The sequence below is a fragment of the uncultured Methanobrevibacter sp. genome (assembly GCF_902769175.1).
Lineage (GTDB): Archaea > Methanobacteriota > Methanobacteria > Methanobacteriales > Methanobacteriaceae > Methanobrevibacter.
In genome coordinates, this window is the sequence record NZ_CACXNW010000007.1 from 37,983 (window position 1) to 56,969 (window position 18,987).

At 31.0% G+C, this 18,987-nt stretch carries 17 protein-coding genes and 1 pseudogene; 9 read left to right on the plus strand and 9 right to left on the minus strand.

Annotated elements, in window-relative coordinates; genetic code table 11:
* The first annotated feature begins 328 nt into the window (after positions 1–328).
* The 4 genes from QZV12_RS03380 (at position 329) to QZV12_RS03395 (ending at position 4,526) form a co-directional block, all read left to right on the plus strand.
* Positions 329–643, plus strand: a complete 315-nt coding sequence (locus tag QZV12_RS03380; protein ID WP_295617207.1) for a hypothetical protein — start codon at positions 329–331, stop codon at positions 641–643.
* The gene (locus QZV12_RS03385) at positions 640–2,001 is read left to right on the plus strand and encodes a glycogen synthase (RefSeq protein ID WP_295617211.1); all 1,362 of its coding nucleotides are present in this window, start codon (positions 640–642) and stop codon (positions 1,999–2,001) included. Before QZV12_RS03380 ends, QZV12_RS03385 begins: the two co-directional genes overlap by 4 nt.
* Positions 2,002–2,099: 98 nt before the next feature.
* Positions 2,100–3,851, plus strand: coding sequence for a glycoside hydrolase family 13 protein (locus tag QZV12_RS03390; protein ID WP_295617214.1), 1,752 nt, complete (start codon positions 2,100–2,102; stop codon positions 3,849–3,851).
* Between the two features lie 237 nt (positions 3,852–4,088).
* Positions 4,089–4,526 carry a hypothetical protein gene (locus QZV12_RS03395; protein ID WP_295617217.1) on the plus strand — a complete coding sequence of 146 codons (438 nt, stop codon included), beginning with the start codon at positions 4,089–4,091 and terminating at the stop codon, positions 4,524–4,526.
* A 192-nt stretch (positions 4,527–4,718) separates the two neighbouring features.
* Here QZV12_RS03395 and QZV12_RS03400 read toward each other — a convergent pair whose 3' ends face one another.
* Positions 4,719–4,976, minus strand: a complete 258-nt coding sequence (locus tag QZV12_RS03400) for a hypothetical protein (RefSeq protein ID WP_295617221.1) — start codon at positions 4,974–4,976, stop codon at positions 4,719–4,721.
* Between the two features lie 379 nt (positions 4,977–5,355).
* Here QZV12_RS03400 and QZV12_RS03405 point away from each other — a divergent pair, with 379 nt between their 5' ends.
* Positions 5,356–5,820 carry a hypothetical protein gene (locus QZV12_RS03405; protein WP_295617225.1) on the plus strand — a complete coding sequence of 155 codons (465 nt, stop codon included), beginning with the start codon at positions 5,356–5,358 and terminating at the stop codon, positions 5,818–5,820.
* Between the two features lie 177 nt (positions 5,821–5,997).
* Here QZV12_RS03405 and QZV12_RS03410 read toward each other — a convergent pair whose 3' ends face one another.
* The gene (locus tag QZV12_RS03410) at positions 5,998–6,705 is read right to left on the minus strand and encodes a lipopolysaccharide assembly protein LapB (protein ID WP_295617228.1); all 708 of its coding nucleotides are present in this window, start codon (positions 6,703–6,705) and stop codon (positions 5,998–6,000) included.
* 435 nt (positions 6,706–7,140) lie between these two features.
* On the opposite strand from QZV12_RS03410, the pseudogene QZV12_RS03415 reads away from it, so the two are divergent.
* The 4 genes and pseudogenes from QZV12_RS03415 to QZV12_RS03430 all read left to right on the plus strand — a co-directional run bounded on the left by QZV12_RS03415 (position 7,141) and on the right by QZV12_RS03430 (position 11,698).
* A pseudogene (locus tag QZV12_RS03415) lies at positions 7,141–8,727 on the plus strand (C69 family dipeptidase).
* A gap of 718 nt (positions 8,728–9,445) precedes the next feature.
* Entirely contained in the window at positions 9,446–9,685 is a 240-nt protein-coding gene (locus QZV12_RS03420; RefSeq protein ID WP_295617231.1) for a C69 family dipeptidase, read from the plus strand.
* Positions 9,619–11,031, plus strand: coding sequence for a C69 family dipeptidase (locus QZV12_RS03425; RefSeq protein ID WP_295617234.1), 1,413 nt, complete (start codon positions 9,619–9,621; stop codon positions 11,029–11,031). The genes QZV12_RS03420 and QZV12_RS03425 overlap by 67 nt, the downstream gene beginning before the upstream one ends.
* A gap of 328 nt (positions 11,032–11,359) precedes the next feature.
* Positions 11,360–11,698: a transposase gene (locus QZV12_RS03430; RefSeq protein ID WP_295617237.1), complete on the plus strand. Its 339-nt coding sequence runs from the start codon at positions 11,360–11,362 to the stop codon at positions 11,696–11,698.
* Positions 11,699–11,820: 122 nt separating this feature from the next.
* Here the strand turns inward: QZV12_RS03430 and QZV12_RS03435 are convergent, their stop codons facing one another.
* The 7 genes from QZV12_RS03435 to cobJ all read right to left on the minus strand — a co-directional run bounded on the left by QZV12_RS03435 (position 11,821) and on the right by cobJ (position 18,942).
* Positions 11,821–12,267, minus strand: coding sequence for a hypothetical protein (locus QZV12_RS03435; protein ID WP_295617240.1), 447 nt, complete (start codon positions 12,265–12,267; stop codon positions 11,821–11,823).
* 577 nt (positions 12,268–12,844) lie between these two features.
* Positions 12,845–13,633, minus strand: a complete 789-nt coding sequence (locus tag QZV12_RS03440) for a sirohydrochlorin cobaltochelatase (RefSeq protein WP_295617243.1) — start codon at positions 13,631–13,633, stop codon at positions 12,845–12,847.
* A 388-nt stretch (positions 13,634–14,021) separates the two neighbouring features.
* The gene (locus QZV12_RS03445; RefSeq protein ID WP_295617246.1) at positions 14,022–14,660 is read right to left on the minus strand and encodes a precorrin-8X methylmutase; all 639 of its coding nucleotides are present in this window, start codon (positions 14,658–14,660) and stop codon (positions 14,022–14,024) included.
* A gap of 78 nt (positions 14,661–14,738) precedes the next feature.
* Positions 14,739–16,091: a cobyrinate a,c-diamide synthase gene (locus tag QZV12_RS03450; protein WP_295617248.1), complete on the minus strand. Its 1,353-nt coding sequence runs from the start codon at positions 16,089–16,091 to the stop codon at positions 14,739–14,741.
* Positions 16,084–17,274, minus strand: coding sequence for a precorrin-6y C5,15-methyltransferase (decarboxylating) subunit CbiE (gene cbiE / locus QZV12_RS03455; RefSeq protein ID WP_295617251.1), 1,191 nt, complete (start codon positions 17,272–17,274; stop codon positions 16,084–16,086). The genes QZV12_RS03450 and cbiE overlap by 8 nt, the downstream gene beginning before the upstream one ends.
* Positions 17,271–18,023, minus strand: coding sequence for a precorrin-6A reductase (gene cobK, locus QZV12_RS03460; RefSeq protein WP_295617254.1), 753 nt, complete (start codon positions 18,021–18,023; stop codon positions 17,271–17,273). Before cobK ends, cbiE begins: the two co-directional genes overlap by 4 nt.
* Before the next feature lie 187 nt (positions 18,024–18,210).
* Positions 18,211–18,942: a precorrin-3B C(17)-methyltransferase gene (gene cobJ / locus QZV12_RS03465; protein ID WP_295617257.1), complete on the minus strand. Its 732-nt coding sequence runs from the start codon at positions 18,940–18,942 to the stop codon at positions 18,211–18,213.
* Between the last annotated feature and the right edge of the window lie 45 nt (positions 18,943–18,987).

An 18,987-nucleotide genomic window follows, 5' to 3' on the forward strand; every position in this document is an offset into this window, starting at 1 on the left:
TCTATTCTTTTTTTACTGATGCAATGATGTTAAAAAAAAACTGGAACTTTAAAACTTATATTAAGTTCTTTTGATGAACTACTTAGTTTTTTATCCCCATTTTATTTAATTAAGCTTTATGAGCCACTGCATTACTTTTTTATCATTATTTACTTAATAAAGCCCCATATAATTAATTGCTTTACTTATATCATCATTTATTTTTTATTAAACTCGTTAAGAAAGTTTTTACAAAATATAAAAGGCTCATAGAAATTATTATTCTTTTTTTTAAATCCAGATTTTCTGAAATAAATTTAATGATATTGAAAAAAAGCACATTTTATATATGAAAAAAAATAAATTTAATGATATTGAAAAAAAGCACATTTTATATTATGAAAAAAATATATCATATAATAAAATTTATGGATTCAACCTATTTAAGACCACATATGAATATATGTTAAAGAAATACCCAAGGAATGGAATTTTGAAGTTTAATAATATGACAATGCAAAAATTTTTTCAAAGGAAGAAATGGATTTATATGGAATACATGAAGAGAAAATTCAATATGTTTGAGAGAGAAAGCAAAAAGGATGAAATAATATATGATTTCGGGAATTACTTATTCACATTGCAATGGGAAGTTTTATTATGAAAATAATCATGGCATCTACAGAATTTGAAGGATTGTTGAAAACTGGAGGGCTAGGTGATGCAGTTACAGGAATTTGTCACAGCTTATCAAAGTATAATGACATTGAAGTTTATGCAGTAATACCTAATTACAGGAATTTAGATAGCAGTGACTTTGAAAAAATTGATGAAATAAGCTTAGATGATTCTAGATTCCCAAAAGAACAAACCAGTGCAAATCTTTTATATAAAAAAATAAATAATACAAATGTTTATTTGATTGACAATGAATATTACTTTAATAGAGAAAACATTTACGGTTATGAGGAGGATTTGCTTAGATGGGCATTTTTCTGCCGTTTTATTTATGAGTTAATAGTTCAAAAAGACATGAATCCTGATATTGTCCACACTAATGATTACCATGAAGGTATGGTTTCTTATATCTTTAAAAATTCCAATTTGAATCCTCTTCCAAAATTTGTCCTTACAATCCATAATGCATTATTCCAAGGGTATTATGAATTTCAAAGCGATGAAGAGAAATCATTGCTTGAATATTATATAAATTCCCCATGGCCTCAAGACAGCATTAATCTATTAAAAGAATCAGTTTTAAAATCTGATGAGATATTGACAGTCAGCCCAGATTATGCAGAAGGCATGAAAGAAGAGAAATGGGGAAATGGCTTAGAGGATTTGTATTTGGAAAAAGGGATCAAGGGATTTATAAATGGTTTGGACACCAGTTTTCATGACAGAGAAACTGATAATTTTGATGATTACTTGAATGTTAAAAAGGAATATAAAGCAAGAATACAAGAAAAATTTGATTTGAAGATTGATGAAAACATCCCTTTAATAACATATATCTGCAGATTAGGTATTCAAAAGGGTTCGGATATTGTTTATGAATCTTTAAATAACTTCATAGATAAAACCCAATTTATATTGTTAGGCACTGGCGTTGAAGAGTTTGAAGAGAAGTTTTCTAATTTCAAGCATGAAAATTTACATGCCATCATTGACTTTGATTCTGAACTTGCTAGAGAGTTGTACATTGCATCAGATATCTTTTTAATGCCTTCCTATTTTGAACCTTGCGGAATAAGTCAGTTAATAGCCCTACATTATTCTTCTATTCCAATTGTAACAAATATTGGAGGATTAAAGGATACTGTGGAAGATGGAGTCAATGGTTTTAAGATGAATGAATATTCTTCTGATGAATTAACAGATAAAATATTAATTGCAACCAGCATCTATCTAAATGATAAAAAAAGATGGAGGAATTTAATGAAAAATGCATTCGAATCTGATAACCATTGGGACCACAGAATAAAAAATTATGTTAGATTATATAGGAAAATGGTGAAATAATACAAGACAAAAATGAATTTATATTAAGGACATCTTAATATTGTCTACAAATTACACAAAATAGATAAAGGAAGGAATGCTAAAAGTGAGGGCTATTGATGTTTGAAGTAATTTATGATTCACAAGAATTGGAGTATAAAAGACCTTTTGGAGCAATTCCCATAAATGCAGATGTTGAATTTAAAATAAAAGCCAATCATAAATGCAAAGCAAAAATGATCTTTAATTCAAGCTTAGGCAAGGAAGAATACGATTTAGAATGTCTAAGGCAAGATAGAGATTATTTTATTTACTATTTAAAATTAAACACTTCCAAGTATATTGGACCGATTTTCTATTATTTCAAATTTCAAGTTGAAGATAAAATATATTATTATTCCAATAATGAGGAATTGCAGGGAGGCATTGGAAAGCTTAGCTCTATAAAACCAAAAGGCCATTATCACTTTTATGTTTATGATTTAAAATATAAGGTTCCAGAATGGTTTAAAACTGGAATAACTTATCATATATTTGTAGATAGGTTTAACAATGATTCTTCAACCTTAGAAACAGTGGATAAAGAATTATGGAAAGTTTACGGAGGCAATCTAAAAGGAATAATTAACAAATTAGATTACTTAAAGGATTTAGGAGTTTCCATAATCTATCTAAGCCCTATTTTTGAATCTGAAAGCCACCACAAATACGATGTTGAAGACTATAAAAAAATTACAAGTGATTTTGGAGATTTAGAAACTTTTAAGGAGTTAGTTTCAGAAATGAAAAAAAGAGACATGCATTTGATATTGGATGGAGTATTTAATCATTCCGGCAGCAACAGCAAATATTTCAATAAATACTCCAAATATGAAACTATTGGCGCATATCAATCTAAAGAATCCCCTTATTTTGATTGGTATACCTTTAACAGTTTCCCTGATGATTATCAATGCTGGAATGGCATTGACACTCTACCTGAACATAAGCAAGACAATGAGGATTTTCTAGACTATCTATTGTTTAATCAAGATTCAATAGTGAATTATTGGATGAACTTAGGAGTGGAAGGATGGAGATTAGATGCTGCAGACTTGTTGACTGATGATTTCCTAAGAAAAGTATATGCAGTTGCAAAAAAGAACAATCCTAATTCAGTGATTATTGGAGAGTTATGGAATGACGGAACCAATTTCAGATATCATACAGAGAATGAAATTCATGAATATATGTGTGGCTGTGAACTTGAATCAGTCACCAATTACCCATTGCATGGTTTAATTTTACAATATTCAAATGGAGAATATGATTCAGCCAGATTCATTAAAGGATTTTATTCTCTTTTGGAAAATTATCCCATTGAATATTTTTATTCATTGCTAAACTTTTTAGGAACTCATGACATAGAAAGGGTATATCATCTTTTAGAAGGAAATGTTGATTATTTAAAATTAGCTATCCTGCTTTCTTTAAGCTTGCCAGGAGTTCCATTGATATACTATGGTGATGAAGCAGGATTGGATGGAGCTGGCGATCCAGATAATAGGCGCCCATTCCCATGGACCAACATAAATTCTGAAATCTATAATCATTATCGTTCAATGTGCCATATGAGAAACAATAATGATGCATTTAAAAGGGGATCCATTTATTTTGTAGAAAATTCTGATTTTTTAATTTTCAAAAGATCTTATGAAAATGAAAATATTTATGTTATTTTAAATAATTCCACTGAAAAAGAGCTGAATTTAAGCATTTTATCAAATGATGACATTAAGTTGAAAAATTTGGAAAATAATGAGGTATATGATATAAAAGATAAGTTATCCTTTGATGGCTTTAGCTATAAAATACTCTTGGAACAAATTTAAAAAAAGGTTTAAGTTTAATAGATTTCATTAGATTAAAGTTTCAAAAGCATATTATTAGATTTTAAAAAAAAATCATAAACTCTAATTTTACAACAAATAGTTTTCATAAATGCAAACAAATATTAGATTTCTAAAAAAAACATCAAATCTAATTTTACAAGCAATAGTTTTAATAAATGCAAACAATAATATACTATAAGAGACTATTATCATACATACATTATTAGGAGATTAAACATGTCTGACATTGCAAGAATAGTTATATTTAAAAAAGATAATGGGGAAGAGTTTATTTTTGATGATAAATATGTCCAAATAACCTCTTTGGAAAATAAGATGATGATTTTTAAATTTGAAGCTCCTCAAGAAAAATTGAAGGAAGGAACCGATTTTTTCAGTAAGTTCAATTCCTATGAACAGATTAAAGTTGATATTGGAGGAACTGGAGACATTCCATGCTATTTGAAAAGCTTATCACATATAGTAGGTAGAGGTCCTAAAAAAACCAATGGAGAACATTTAAATGGCATTTTCACATTATCTCTACAGCAAATAGTTGCAGCTCCTGATGCAGAGGAAGAGCAAAACTGTTTAAACTGTGCATTATCACAAAATGGTGTATGTTCAATTAAGGACAATAGTGAAAAAACAAGCTGTGATGATTATAAAAAATAGATTAATTGGTAAAAAGCCATTATATAAAAATTATTTAATCAATGCAGAAGGGAAAGCTGATTTTTTAAAAAAAAAATATGAAAAATAAAAAAAATAGGATAATTGATAAATATATTATCTATAAATTTATTTTAACAGAAATTGAGGAAAATTAAAAAATTTTCCAAAACTCAAACTTTTTAGAGTTAATGATTATTTATACTCATTAACCTCTAAACTTTCTATTTCATCAAGGAAGACCCAAGTGATCCATTCTCCTCTGCGAAGTTCAAGCAAAAGATGAATTCCAGTTCTGCCATAGTCATGCATATCACATTGAACTATGCTGATTTGTTCACATCTTGTTCTGACATTATTTACGGTGACTCTACAATCCATATAATAATCCAAGCCATCAATAAATGGGTTATTGTTAGTTTCTATCTCTCTAATTATTTCTATTGCTTCCATATTTTACCTCCTAAAATATATTATAAAAATCTTCTTTTACCTTGCTTAGACATCTGATATTAATTAAGCTCTAAGTGAGCTTTAGAAAACTAAATCTTTTTACACTAGTTTCTATTCCCCTAACTATTTCAAATGATTATATATTTAAAACCCCCTAAATAACATTTTAAATTCATATGAACTCATCTTTCTTTACTGTGATTATGATTTCTTATAATCAATTAAGTTCTAAACAAGCTTTAGAAAAAATAATCTTTTTACTCCTCCAACCACATTTCCTTTTTTAAAGATTGGAAAAAGATATATATCATCAAAGTCATATTTTATATTGGTGTATATAATGAGGTTAACTAAAATATTAATTTTTCTAATAATTTTAATGATAAGTGCAGGAATAGTATCTGCAGCAGATTTCAGTAATTTGAAAGCACCTTCCAACTTTAAGTTTGATGGAAATCAATCTTTTTATGAAACAAATATTTTAGGGATGGAAGATGTTGAAGGAGTAAGTTTAGATATTGTGACTAATGATGATTTGGAAGAAGCTAAAGAAGCACTAAACTCTGATGAAGATGCAAATATCTTAGATAGTTTTAAAAATGATTCTGATGTGAAATATACCGTAGAATCTACTGATGATGAAAATATTTTCTCCTTCACAGATGGTGTAAATGAATTAAAAGGTTATGTTGAATTGATTCAAATTGGTGATGAAAAATATGTTTTAGAGTCTTATGTTGATAATGGAGATTCTGATGAGAAAGTAAACAAATCATTATCTTCATTAAAAGAGTTTAATGAATTAAATAATTTAAAGCCATTAGACCATAATTCAGATAATTAATCAATCTCCAATTATTTTTTTATTCATATCCCTATTTTCCATTTTGCTTTTTTTACTTCTTTACTCTTTTACTCTTTTACTTTTTTACTCTTTTACTCTTTACTTTTTTACTTTGTTAGGTTTCATAAGTTCTTTAAGCTAAGACATATGAAATCATGATTTCTTTTAAAAGAAAAATTATACATTATAATTGAAATTCTTCTCTATATATTCCTTAACCCTTTCATTTAAATCAGCAAGCTCCTGATTATATTCAACATGTTTCAAATTCAAGTCATTGTTGATTTTAAAGCATATCAAGTCATCTTCATTAGGCCCAATTGCAAAAAGACGATCCAGAATCCTATTTGCCTTATCAAAGTCATCCTCCAAAAAGCAGATGTGCATTGAATAAATGTAATGCTCATTCTCAAATGGATATGCATCATGCTCCTTTTTAAGATATTCCTTGGCCTTTTCAATTTCTTCCTTCTCAATCAATACACTTGCTATTCTAACATATACTCCCATATATCTCGGATTTATTTGGGCTAATCTTTTATACTGTCCTAAAGCCTTATCCAGTTCTCCCAAAATCTCATAATTCCATGCCAAAATAAAATTTATTTCTTCTACATCAGGCCATTCTTCCAATATCTTTTCATAGCATTCCCTTGATTTCCTAAAGTCCTCCTTATCCCAATATTCCATAGCCTTTTTCTTAAGGTCATGATAATGCTTGAAATTTTCAAATGGCAAAAGCTCGCTTCCGCAGTCTGAACAAATTTCTCCACCCTCATTAACCTCACTAAAGCATTTAGGGCAAAACTTTTTAGGATAGGCGCCGCAAAAGGGACAAAAATCGAATTCTTCAGAATAATCAGTACCACATGCATTACACTTCATATTATCACCCTTTAAATTATGTATTCCTAAATATTTTTCAAACTATAAATTGCAAATAAAATATAGGAACGATAGTATTTAAAGTTAATGAATTTGAAAAAATTTCATTAAATCACATAATACAATATCCAAACAATTAATGAAATAAATGAAATAAAAAAAAACAAAAACATATGAAAAATATCCAAACAATTAATGAAATAAATGAAATTTAAAGAAAATCACAAAACACATAATAAAATATTTAAACTAACAAAAAAAGAAAAAACATTAAAGAATAAATTTATTTATCAAATAGACTTTTTTGTGAATGGAATTATGTAGAATAGTTTTAAGCATAATGATCATTTCACTTAAATTATAAGAAGGATTTTTATGTTAGAAATGAAAAATTTATCAAAAAAATTAATAGTCATATTTTTATGTGGGCTGCTAGTGTGTAGCATACAGGCATGTGCAGCATGTACTGCTGTATACGTAGGGCAGGATGTTAGCGCAGACGGTTCAATAATTATCGCCAGATCAAACGACCATCAAGACGTTTGGGGAAATCATATTACAGTGATTCCAAGGGTAGAGAACCAAGAGGGACGCTTTATGCCTGTAAGTGGGGATGGAAAGGTAAAGATGGAACTTCCATCAACCACATATAAATACACAGCAACACCCTATATGAATAGTACAACTGCATACAATGGAGCATCTCATGATGCAGCTGCCTGCACTAATGAATATGGAGTTGCCATGACCATGTCCGTTACAGCATTTCCAAATGATGCTGCATTGAAAGCAGATCCATTAGTTGAAGAAGGAATTACTGAAGATACAGCAGTGGACCTTGTGGTTTGTCAGAGTAAAACAGCAAGAGAAGCTGTAGAAAAGCTTTGTGGAATCATTGACAAGTACGGGAGCAGTGAAACCAATATTGCCCTCATCGCTGACCAAAATGAAACATGGTATGTAGAGATGTATACTGGACACCAGTATTCTGCAGTGAAATTGCCATCTGACAAGGCATCTGCATTTGGTAATGAATTTAACTTAGAATACCTGTCTGACTATGAAGACAACATCACATCAAAAAATTTAACCAAACTTGCAGAGGAAAAGGGTTTTGCTGTACATGGCAAAAATAATGAAATCAATTTATATGAAACATATTCTGGAATTGATATGGCTTTCGATTACTCACATTTGAGGACTTGAATAGGACACCATCTTTTATCCCCTTCAAACTACAGTGCAGACTACAGTTTAAACACTATGTATCCTCTCTGCTTTACACCAGACAAGAAAGTTTCAATGGAAGATGTCTGTCAAATTTACCGAAACAGATATGAAGGAACAGAATATTCTCCTGATGAAACTGGCAGAGGTGAAATTAGGGTTATTGGAACTGAGACTACACTAAGTGCCCATGTCTTACAGGTGTACCCAGACCTTCCAGCAGAAATGTCATGCGTCAGTTGGGTCAGTTCTGGTCCGGCAGTTTGTGGAGTCTATGTGCCAGTCTCCAACGATTGCCTAAATGTCAGTGAGGCTTATGGAGCCAATCAACCTGCAAATGAGAAAGAAACCTTTGATACAGATCACTACCCATATTATGTATTTAAGGAACTTTGCGATCGTGGTATAGGACCTGAAAACTACAAACCTTATGGTAAGCCTGTACAAGCCTACTGGAAAGAAGCGGAAGCAAATATGTTTACTGGAATGAGTGAAGTCATTAAAAAGGCTGAAAAAATAGAGGATAAGGAGACTAGGGCAAAATATATCACAGCATACTGTAATGAGAAGCAGAGCCAAGCATTCGCAGACGGTCAAGAAATATTGAATGATGTGACTTGGATACAAAACAAAAACAGTAAAACACTTAAAGTCAAGCTCAATCCTGAAACCCATGAACTAACTGGTGAGAAGATAGAGATTCCTCCAATGAACATAAGCCTTAATGCAACAAAATATAAACATGTTCCAGAGGTGCCAAATGGAGGATTTGAATTTAAACTTCCATTTACCTAGTTATTGCATATTACTGCAATTGATGCAAATGGAATCTCTAAACTAATTCATTCAGTAAGGAAACTGCAGAGAAATTTCATATATGCAAAGGAATTTATTTTCCTTGTTTTTTCTTTTTTTAAAAAGTTTGAACTATTCGATTTTTCTTTTTTTTAAGAGATTTAAACTACTTTTTTCTTTTTTAAGGAGATTTGAACTAATTTTTTCTTTATTAAGACTTTATGATTATTATTTACTAATTGTTTCAATTGAATTTTAATTCTAATTTTACTTGTTTAAAGTAGTTTATTGAAAAAATAATTAATTAAAATGGTTTAAATTAGTTCATTAATTGAAGTTTTGTAAAACATAACCCTATTTAAAAAAAGAAAAAAATCTAAAGATAAACAAAAAATAAACCAACAGATGAAAAAAAAAAGAAAAAATTTCTAAATTTAAACAAAAAACAAACCAACAGATGAAAAAAAGAAAAAAATCACAATTATGAAAATAAACATGGAAATCAGTATAACAATGTTAAAAAGTATGATTGAACAAGTTTATAAAATAATTGCAAAAAAGTATATAAACTACAAAAAAAGAAAAAATAATAGGGATGACATTATTTATTAAATTTTGTGTAATATTTAAACATCAAATGAATGTTTAGATGAATTATATGATAGAGTTAAAATATTTATCCAAAAAAGGGATAGTCATAATTTTATGTGTGCTGTTATTGTGTGGAACACAAGCTAGCGCAGCATGTACTGCAATATATGTAGGCTCAGATGTCAGTGCTGACGGTTCAACAATCATGGCAAGGTCAAACGACTTTCCAGAAGTTTATGGGAATCACATCACAGTTACTCCAAGAGTAGAAAATCAACCGGGACGATTTATGCCAGTAAGTTGGGATGGAAAGGTAAGACAGAGATTCCGGCAACAACTTACAAATACACTTCAACACCATTTATGAATAGTACAAGAGCATATAATGGATTTAATCAGGATTCAACTGCCTGCACTAATGAATATGGAGTAGCAATGACTATGTCCGTTACAGCATTCGCAAACAATGCTTCATTGGAAGCAGACCCATTAGTGCCAGAGGGCCTTACAGAATTTGCTGCAGTGGATCTTGTAGTTTGTCAGAGTAAAACAGCAAGAGAAGCTGTAGAAAAGCTTTGCGGAATCATAGATAAATACGGAAGCAGCGAGTCCAATATTGCAATCATCTCTGACCAAAATGAAACATGGTATGTGGAGATGTATACTGGACACCAGTATGCTGCAGTGAAAATGCCTAAAGACAAAGTAGCAGTCTTTGGTAATGAATTTACCTTAGAATACTTGTCTGACTACGAAGACAACATCACATCAAAAAATTTAACTAAACTTGCAGAAGAAAAGGGTTTTGCTGTACATGGCAAAAATAATGAGATTAATTTGTTTGATACATATTCTGGAAAGGAAATGACTTTCGATTATTCTCATAGGAGGACTTGGATGGGACACCAACTTCTATCCCCTTCAAACTACAGTGCAGACTACAATCTAAACGCTATGTATCATCTCTGCTTTACACCAGACAAGAATGTTTCAATAGAAGATGTCTGTCAGATTATCCGTAATAGATTTGAAGGAACAGAATTTTCCCCTGAAGAAAATGGCAGAATTGATGTAAGAGTTATTGGAACAGATACAGCACTAAGTGTACATGCATTACAGGTTTTCCCAGACCTTCCAGCAGAAATGTCATGTGTCAGTTGGGTCAGTACTGGTCCAGCACTTTATGGAGTGTTTGTACCTGTCTCTAACGATTGCCTAAATGTCAGTGAAGCTTATGGAGCAAATCAAGCTGCAAAGGACAAAGAAACCTTTGATACAGATCACTACCCATATTATGTCTTTAAGGAACTTAACACCCGTTGTTTGGAACCAGAGGATTACCAAGCTTATGGTAAGCCTATTAGAGCTTACTGGAAAGAAGCAGAGCATAATATGTTCGAAGGAATGAGTAAAGTCAATAAAAAAGCAGCAACAATGAATGATAAGGATGCAAGGGCAAAATATATCACTGCATACTGTAATGAGAAGCAGACCCAAGCATTCAATGATGGGAAAGTACTGCTGGATGATGTGATTTGGACACAAAACAAAAACAGTAAAACACTTAAATTAAAGCTCAATCCCGAAACCCATGAACTGACTGGTGAAAAGATAGAGATTCCACCTATTAACATAACCCTTAATGCAACAAAATATAAGAACATTCCAGAAGCGCCAGATGAGGGATTTCCATTTAAACTCCCTTTTACCTAGTCTTCTAAGTGTATGGCATTGAGAAAATAAGGGGAATATACTATAGTCTCTATTAGACAATATAAATTAAAATAAAACAATTTATGCAAGGAAATCATTATTCCTTGTTTTTTTCTTTTTTTTTAACTTAAAAAAACTATTTTTAAAAATAAAAGGATCATAAAAAAATTATTAAAAAAACCTATTTCTTAAAATAAAAGATTAATTGGAGGTATGTCACGATTATGACCATCACTCACTTTTTTTCTTAACTTATTTTCCTTTAAATTTATATACAAAGAAGTACAATTCCTTATTATAGAAATAAATAATTTAGGTTGTGTATTTTATGGTTTTAAGAGATGATACAATAAATCAACAATTATTAATCCTTCTTGACTTGAGAGATTTGATTCCGAAAGACCATCCGCATTATTTTATAAAAAACGTTGTCGACACAATGGATTTCACAGAAGTCCATAAAAAATTCGAAGGAAAGCCTGGAGAATCTGCATATTCTCGTGCAATGCTGCTTAGAGTAACATTAATGGGTGCGTTCGATGGAGTATTATCCAGCAGAGACCTGGAAGAGCAAGTAAATAGAAATATCGCTTACATGTACCTTGCAGGCATGCTAAAACCAGATTTCAGAACATTTGCAAGATTCAAAGAACAAAAAAGAGATTAATAAAAGATTTTTTTGGATTTTGGAAAAATTAAAAAAAAAAATGGGATCATGAATTTGTTTTTTTTTTTTCAAATTTGTGATCCCTCTCAAAAGTAAAAAAAAGAAAAATATCTGAAAATCAATTATTTAGCATATTTTTGTTCAAATTCTTCTTTTTCTGTAGCGATTTTACCTTCTAAAGTAGTTACTACAGTAGCTGTTTTATCTTTAAATTCAGCAATACTTTCCTCGTAATTAATAGTTTCAATAGTGTCATCAAGGTCTTCTTGAAGGTTTGCAATTAATTCATTTTTTGCTACTTGTATTCTTAATTGTGTTCTTAAGAGAATTTCTTCTAAAATGTTTTCTGCTTTAAATAAAATAAAGTCAGCATCTTCACCATTGTTTTCAATTGCTAATTCAACTTCATTAGATAAAACAGCAACAGCTAAATCTGCATCATCTAAAGCATCTTCGATTCTTGCATCAGCTAAAGCAAGATGTGATTCTAATTTTTTTTGATTTCTAGCTTTTTTGTTTTCTAATACTTTTTCTTCGAATTTTATTTTAGCGTTAGCCTTTTTTTTCATTAGCAGCTAATATTTTTTCTTCTTTTTTTTATATTAAATTCTTCTTTCTTTTCTTCAAAACTCATATTTTCACCATATTATTTAATTATTATTAATAAAAGTAATTTATTAACACATTATTATATGCTTCTCATCATTAATTAATATTTTCATTATAAAATTCATTTTTTAAATATTGTTTACTATTATTAATTAAAATAATTTCAAATTATCTTAATAAAAAAAAATAAGTAGACATATGATAATAAACATATGCCCTATAAGACTGGCAGAAAATCCTGATAAATCAGTTGATTTAAATATCTTTACCCTTCAAGTTGCAATGATCCAAAGTTGACAAAAATTGTAATACAGATAATCCTTTCATGACATATTGTGTAATTAAAAAAAAATGATTAAAAAAACCATTTCTTAAAAAAAAAAGATTAATTAAAAGAATAATTGAAAAAAACTATTTCCAAAAATAAAAGATTAATTAAAAGAATAATTGAAAAAAACTATTTCTAAAAATAAAAGATTAATTAAAAGAATAATTGAAAAAAAACTATTTCTAAAAATAAAAAAAGAGAATGATGATTTAATTTAAACCATCAATAGCATTTTGAACATGCTTAATGTAAACATCCCTAATGTCTTTAGATTGAGCAAGTCCTTCTATTACACATTCAACTTCATAGCCTTCTGATGCAAACATGTTTTTCCATGAATCATCTTCATCTCCAGCCATATCGTTTTGTGCATGATCACCAGCTACAACCATTAAAGGTTTTAATACAACCTTCTTGTAATCCCCTTCTTTTACCATAGCCAATACATCATCATAATCAGGCTTTGCTTCAACAGTACCAATATAATAATTATTGAATCCCTTATCCTTTAGCATTCCCTGTAATTTGGTATAAACCATATTACTTTCCGCAGGAGAGCCATGACCCATGAATACAACTGCTGTATCGTCATCGTAATCTCCTTTAGTTGTAATGCTTGCAATTAAGTCTTCAAAGTCTTCATCGGAGATTAATAAAGGTTCTGCAATTGGAATGTTTTCAAATTTGTCAATATACTTATCTACGGTGTCCTTGATCTTGAAATGATATTCAGTACCATTCATAATGTGGGTAGGTTGGATTATAACTGTTTTAACGCCATCAGCTAATGCCCTTTCCAATGCTTCCTCTACATTATCAATATGCAAATCATCACGTTTTTTCAAAATGTTTATAACCATTTGGCTTGTAAATGCCCTTCTCATTTCATAATCTGGAAATGCTTCATCAATATCCTTTTCAATAGCTCCAATAGTAAGGGCACGGTTATTGTTATAAGAAGTACCGAAACTTACCACTAAAATAATCTTGTCACTCATATTATCATCCTAATAAAATAAAAATTTTTTAATTGAATTATTTATATTTTAATTTATTATTATACTAATTTTTCATTTTAAATAAAAATTTAAAATTATTAAATTATACTTTATAAAAAGAAATATTTAAAAATATTGATTAAAAAATAAGAGAGAAATCAAAAAGATAAGATTTAAAAATATTAGCTAAAAAAGCAGATAAGATATAAAAGAAAAGAAGAGAATGAATAAAATAAAATTTTCATGTAATTACATGAAATGAAAAAAAAAGATAAAAAAATAATAAAATGAAATTAAAAATATAAAATTTAAAAAAGAAAAAAAATAATGAAACAGACCTAAAAATATAAAATTTAAAAAAGAAAAAAATAAGGAAATGGAATTCAAATTATTTCATTTGATCCCTTAAGATATACAATAATGCATTGGAAATGGCAGCTGCAACATTGCTTCCACCTTTACGTCCACGAGCAACTATATATGGAACATCACATTCCATTATCAACTCTTTTGATTGGACCACATTAACAAATCCTACAGGAACTCCAATGATAAGTTCAGGATTGAGTTTACCTTCTTGAATCAATTCATATAATCTAATCAAAGCAGTTGGAGCGTTTCCTATTGCAAAAATCAATGGTTTATCCAAGCTTGCAGCCTTATCCATAGATGCTCTTGCACGTGTGGAATGATTCTTTTTAGCCATTTCACGAACATCATCATCACTCATAAAGCAGAAGACTTCACCGCCATGCTTCTTAAGCTCTGCCTTATTGATTCCTGCCTTTGCCATATTAGTGTCAGTTACAATGCAAGCACCCTTTTTTATTGCTTCCAATGCCTTATCAACAACATCTTCTGAAAAGTATAAATTATCCACATAATCAAAATCTGCAGCTGTGTGAACTGCCCTTTTAATGATTGGTGCCAATTTTGGATCCAATTCATGAGGCAATTCAGATTCAATGATTTCCATACTCCTGTTTTCAATCTCAGCAGGTTCAACTTGTTCTAATTCAATTTTCATGTTATCACTTCATTTTCTGATATCAGTAATTAGCCAATATAAATCATAATCAATAATAATCTTTAAAAATAATTTAACTTAATTTTTCCATTCCTGTGCCTTTTTAACAAAAGACTTTGCGAAATTAGGGTTTGCAGGAAGATAAATATGAGGGAAACCAGCATATAGGCTATCTGAACCATGACAGCAAAGATATTCCACTCCATTAGATGCCTTTTTAGCCATAAATGATTCTCCACAGTTTTCACTATCATAATAATGGAATTCATGCACCCTAATGCTGTCATCCTTTTTGCATAATAGATTATCCTCCAATGCAGTTATTTCAATATAGCCAAAACGCTGCAATTTATCTGTCTTTATGCAATTTCCTTTGATAAAACCAACCATAGGAATATTTTCAATGGATTCATGTAAATACATGAAACCCCCACATTCGGCTATTGTAGGAATTCCCTTTTCTATAATGTCCTTAATTTCATTGCATAATTTCTTATTTTTAGATAATTCTTCAGGATATAATTCAGGATAACCTCCACATAAATACAATCCAGATATATTCTCTGGAAGCTTTTCATCTTCCAATGGGCTGAAATAGACCACTTCACATCCTAAGTCTTCCAATATCTCAATGTTTTCCTTATACATAAAGCAAAAAGCATTATCACGGGAAACTGCTATGCGAGTCTTTGGTTCATTGGAATCGGCTTTGCTGTTTTCAATCAATTCCTTAAAATCATCGCTTGCTTCAAGAACTGGCGCAGACTTGGCTAATTCAAAGAGACCATCTAAATCAATGTATTTTTCTGCCAGTTCTCTAAGGCCATTGATTTTCTCCTTAATATCTTCAATCTCATCTGCAGTGATTAGACCTAAGTTTCTGCTTCCAATGGAATACTTTTCTTCCCTTGGCAGGAATCCATATGCCTTTATGCCTTCTCTTTCAACTATATCCCTTAAAAGAGGGTAGAGCATTGGAGAAATGCCATTGAAGATTACACCTTCAACCATGCTTTCGGCTTTGAATTCCTTAAATCCTTTTATGATTGCTGCTGCAGAATTGCTCATTCCTTTAGCATCAATAATCAAAACAGCAGGAGCCTTAATGGATTTGGCAACTTCCCAAGCGCTTGCCCTTCCTTCAACTCCTATTCCATCATAAAATCCCATAGCACCTTCAATTATGCTTAAGTCCTTACCGCAATTGCGGATGAACTGGTCGCATAACATCTCTTCAGTTGAGAAATAAGGGTCTAAATTATGGGTTTCTACATTAAAGACCTTTCTGTGAAACATAGGATCAATATAATCTGGCCCTGATTTAAATGAAGCTATTTCCAAACCTCTGTTTTGAAATGCAGCAAGCAAAGCCATAGTTATAGTTGTTTTTCCACAATTACTGTTGGTTCCAGATATTAATATTCTATTCATCCTGACCACTTCCACTAATAATGAATATAGGATTTTGTGCTATCAGCATATGCAAATCAGCAATTGCCTTGCCTTTTGATACTGCAACTTGAACAATGTCCCCACTTATTCCAACATTTTTAAGGGAATTGAGACCTGCCATAACATTTTCAAGAGTTACAGCAGTTATTACAAATCTCATGTTGCTGTTTATTCCATATAGATAACTGACAATTTCATCCATATTTCCAGAGCTTCCTCCAATAAAGGCTACATCAGGAACCGGAAGGCCCTCAAGACATTCTGGTGCCAAACCACAGATTGCCTCTACATTATCCAAATGGAATTTTTCACAGTTTTTCTCCAATAAGCCTATAGCCTCTTCATTCTTATCAAAGGCATAAACCTTGCCGTCATATGCTGAAAAGGCCATTTCAATTGTTACAGAACCTGTTCCGCAGCCAATGTCATAAGCTATATCATTTGGAGAAAGTGACAATTTAGATAAGCATACAGACCTCACTTCTGACTTTGTCATTGGAACTTTTCCCCTAATGAATTCCTCATCAGGAATGCCTGTTCGGATTCTTGAATCAAAATCAGGGTTTTCTATAATCAAAACTGTCAATGAACTGAATTCCTTTCCGGATAAATCTGATATGATTGTTTCTTGAATTGATTCCTCTTCAGAGCCTAGGTTTTCACCAACCCAAACCTTTAAGTCTCCAAAGCCAAACTTATCCAATTCCTTCTGCAATTCTGGAACATTTTTACCTGTTAAGGCAAAGGTGAACCTATTTCTGCCAACTGATGAAACGATGTTTGTATCGATTCCATGACAGCTTATCAGATTTGCATCCTTCCAAGGAAGTCTGCATTTTGCAAAAAAGTAGGAAACTGATGAGATTCCAGCAATTAGATTAGGATCATAATTCTTTAAGGTGTCTGTCAATTTTTCAGCAGCGCTATAAAATCCGACATCTCCAGATACTAAAATTGCAATTCTTTCTCTGTCTTCTTTTTCTATTATTTCTAAAATATCATCAGATAAATAAGCATTAAAACTTGGTTTATTCAAATGGGAAAACTCGTTTATTAATCTTTTAGCACCAATTAAAATATCTGCCTTTTTAATCAGCTCTAAAGCTTCAGAAGTAAGAGTCTTTTCACTCATTCCCATTCCAATAATGTTGATTTCTTTCATAAGCATTTACTCCTAATGGCATCCTTAGCTTCTTCTACACTTAGCCCTTCTTCATTAACTAATCTGGATAAAACAACAACTTCCATGCCACATTCCTTTGCAGCATCTATCTTTTCTAAAAAACCACCAGCATTGCCTGATTCCTTAGTTACAAGTATATCTGCACCTATTTCCTTGAATTGAGCCATATTGAATTCCTTTGAAAACGGACCTTGCATACCACAAAGATTTTTCATAGGATATCCTAAGTCCAAACAAGCCCTCATTCCTTCAGGAGAAGGCAGCATACGCAAATAAACTCTTTCCTGGAAGTTTTCTATTTCAGTTAATGCAAGAGCCTCCTTTGCTCCCATTGAGGAAAATATCAGACCTTCAGTGCCATTTAGATAATCAATCAGATCTTCCATGCTAGAGCATTTTACAGCATCTTCAATCTCAATGGATTCCCGCAAGACTCGAATGTATTCAATGCCCTTTTCAGCACAGACCTCCCTGATATGCTTGCTTATTTCTGTTGCATAAGGATGTGTAGCATCAAAGACAAATTCAGTTTGCTCGTCTTCAAATAGTTTTCTCATAGCATCTGGCTTTAACCTTTTAGGTTGAACTATGACAGGAGGTTCATATTCCAATACTTTCTCCCCATATTCAGTAGCAACACAGACAATAGATGGAACCTTGTTTTGAGATAGGAATTCAGTTAAGAGACGTCCCTCAGTAGTTCCACCAAATAAAACAATTTTATGCATTTTTACACCTCTAAAAATAGAGTTTGAAATTATCAATATGAATTATAGTATATTATAAATTGAAAGTATTTAAGTTTATACTTAATTAGAATTTAGTTATTTTAAGTTTGGTTAAATTAAATTATTTTAATCCAAATTAGTTAAATTAATTTTATTAAATGTATGATTTTGATTAGAATTTAGACGTTTATACTCCTTTATAACCTCTTGGAGTTACCATCTTATTATCAATGATTCTTGTATTGGCATTTCCAATGAAGACTGTGGTGAACATATCCACTTCTGTGTCCTTAAGTTCTAAAAGGCTTGTTATATGATACTCTTCACCATCTCTTCCAATATTTCTTACATAACCGCAAACGGTGTCTTCTCCTTTGGATTTCAATAATATTTCACACGCCTTTTTCAAGTAGTCCTTTCTTTTATGGCTTGATGGATTATAAAGGCAAATGCAGAAATCTCCTTGAGCAGCTAAATCCAATCTCTTTTCAATAAGTTCCCAAGGAGTGAGGAGATCTGATAAGCTGATAACAGCAAAATCATGACCTATTGGAGCACCTAAAACTGCAGAACCGCTTAAAACAGCACTTATGCCTGGAACGATATCAATTTCAACATCAGGAAAATCAACAGACAATTCATAAACCAATCCTGCCATACCATAGACTCCAGCATCCCCACTGCAGACTACAGATACACAATTGCCTTCAGATGCCTTTTCCAATGCCATTTTACATCGGTCAACCTCTTTAGTCATTCCAGTGTATAAGTATTCCTTTTCAGGCAAATACTCTTCTACAAGTTCCACATATTTTTTATAACCTACTATCAAATCTGAATCTTCAAGAGTTTTTCTTGCAGCAATGCTAAGAAATAACTCATTTCCAGGACCAATACCAACAACAGATACACATTTCATAAATTTTAGCCTCCAATAGACACCTAAATAATTATTATTAGCATT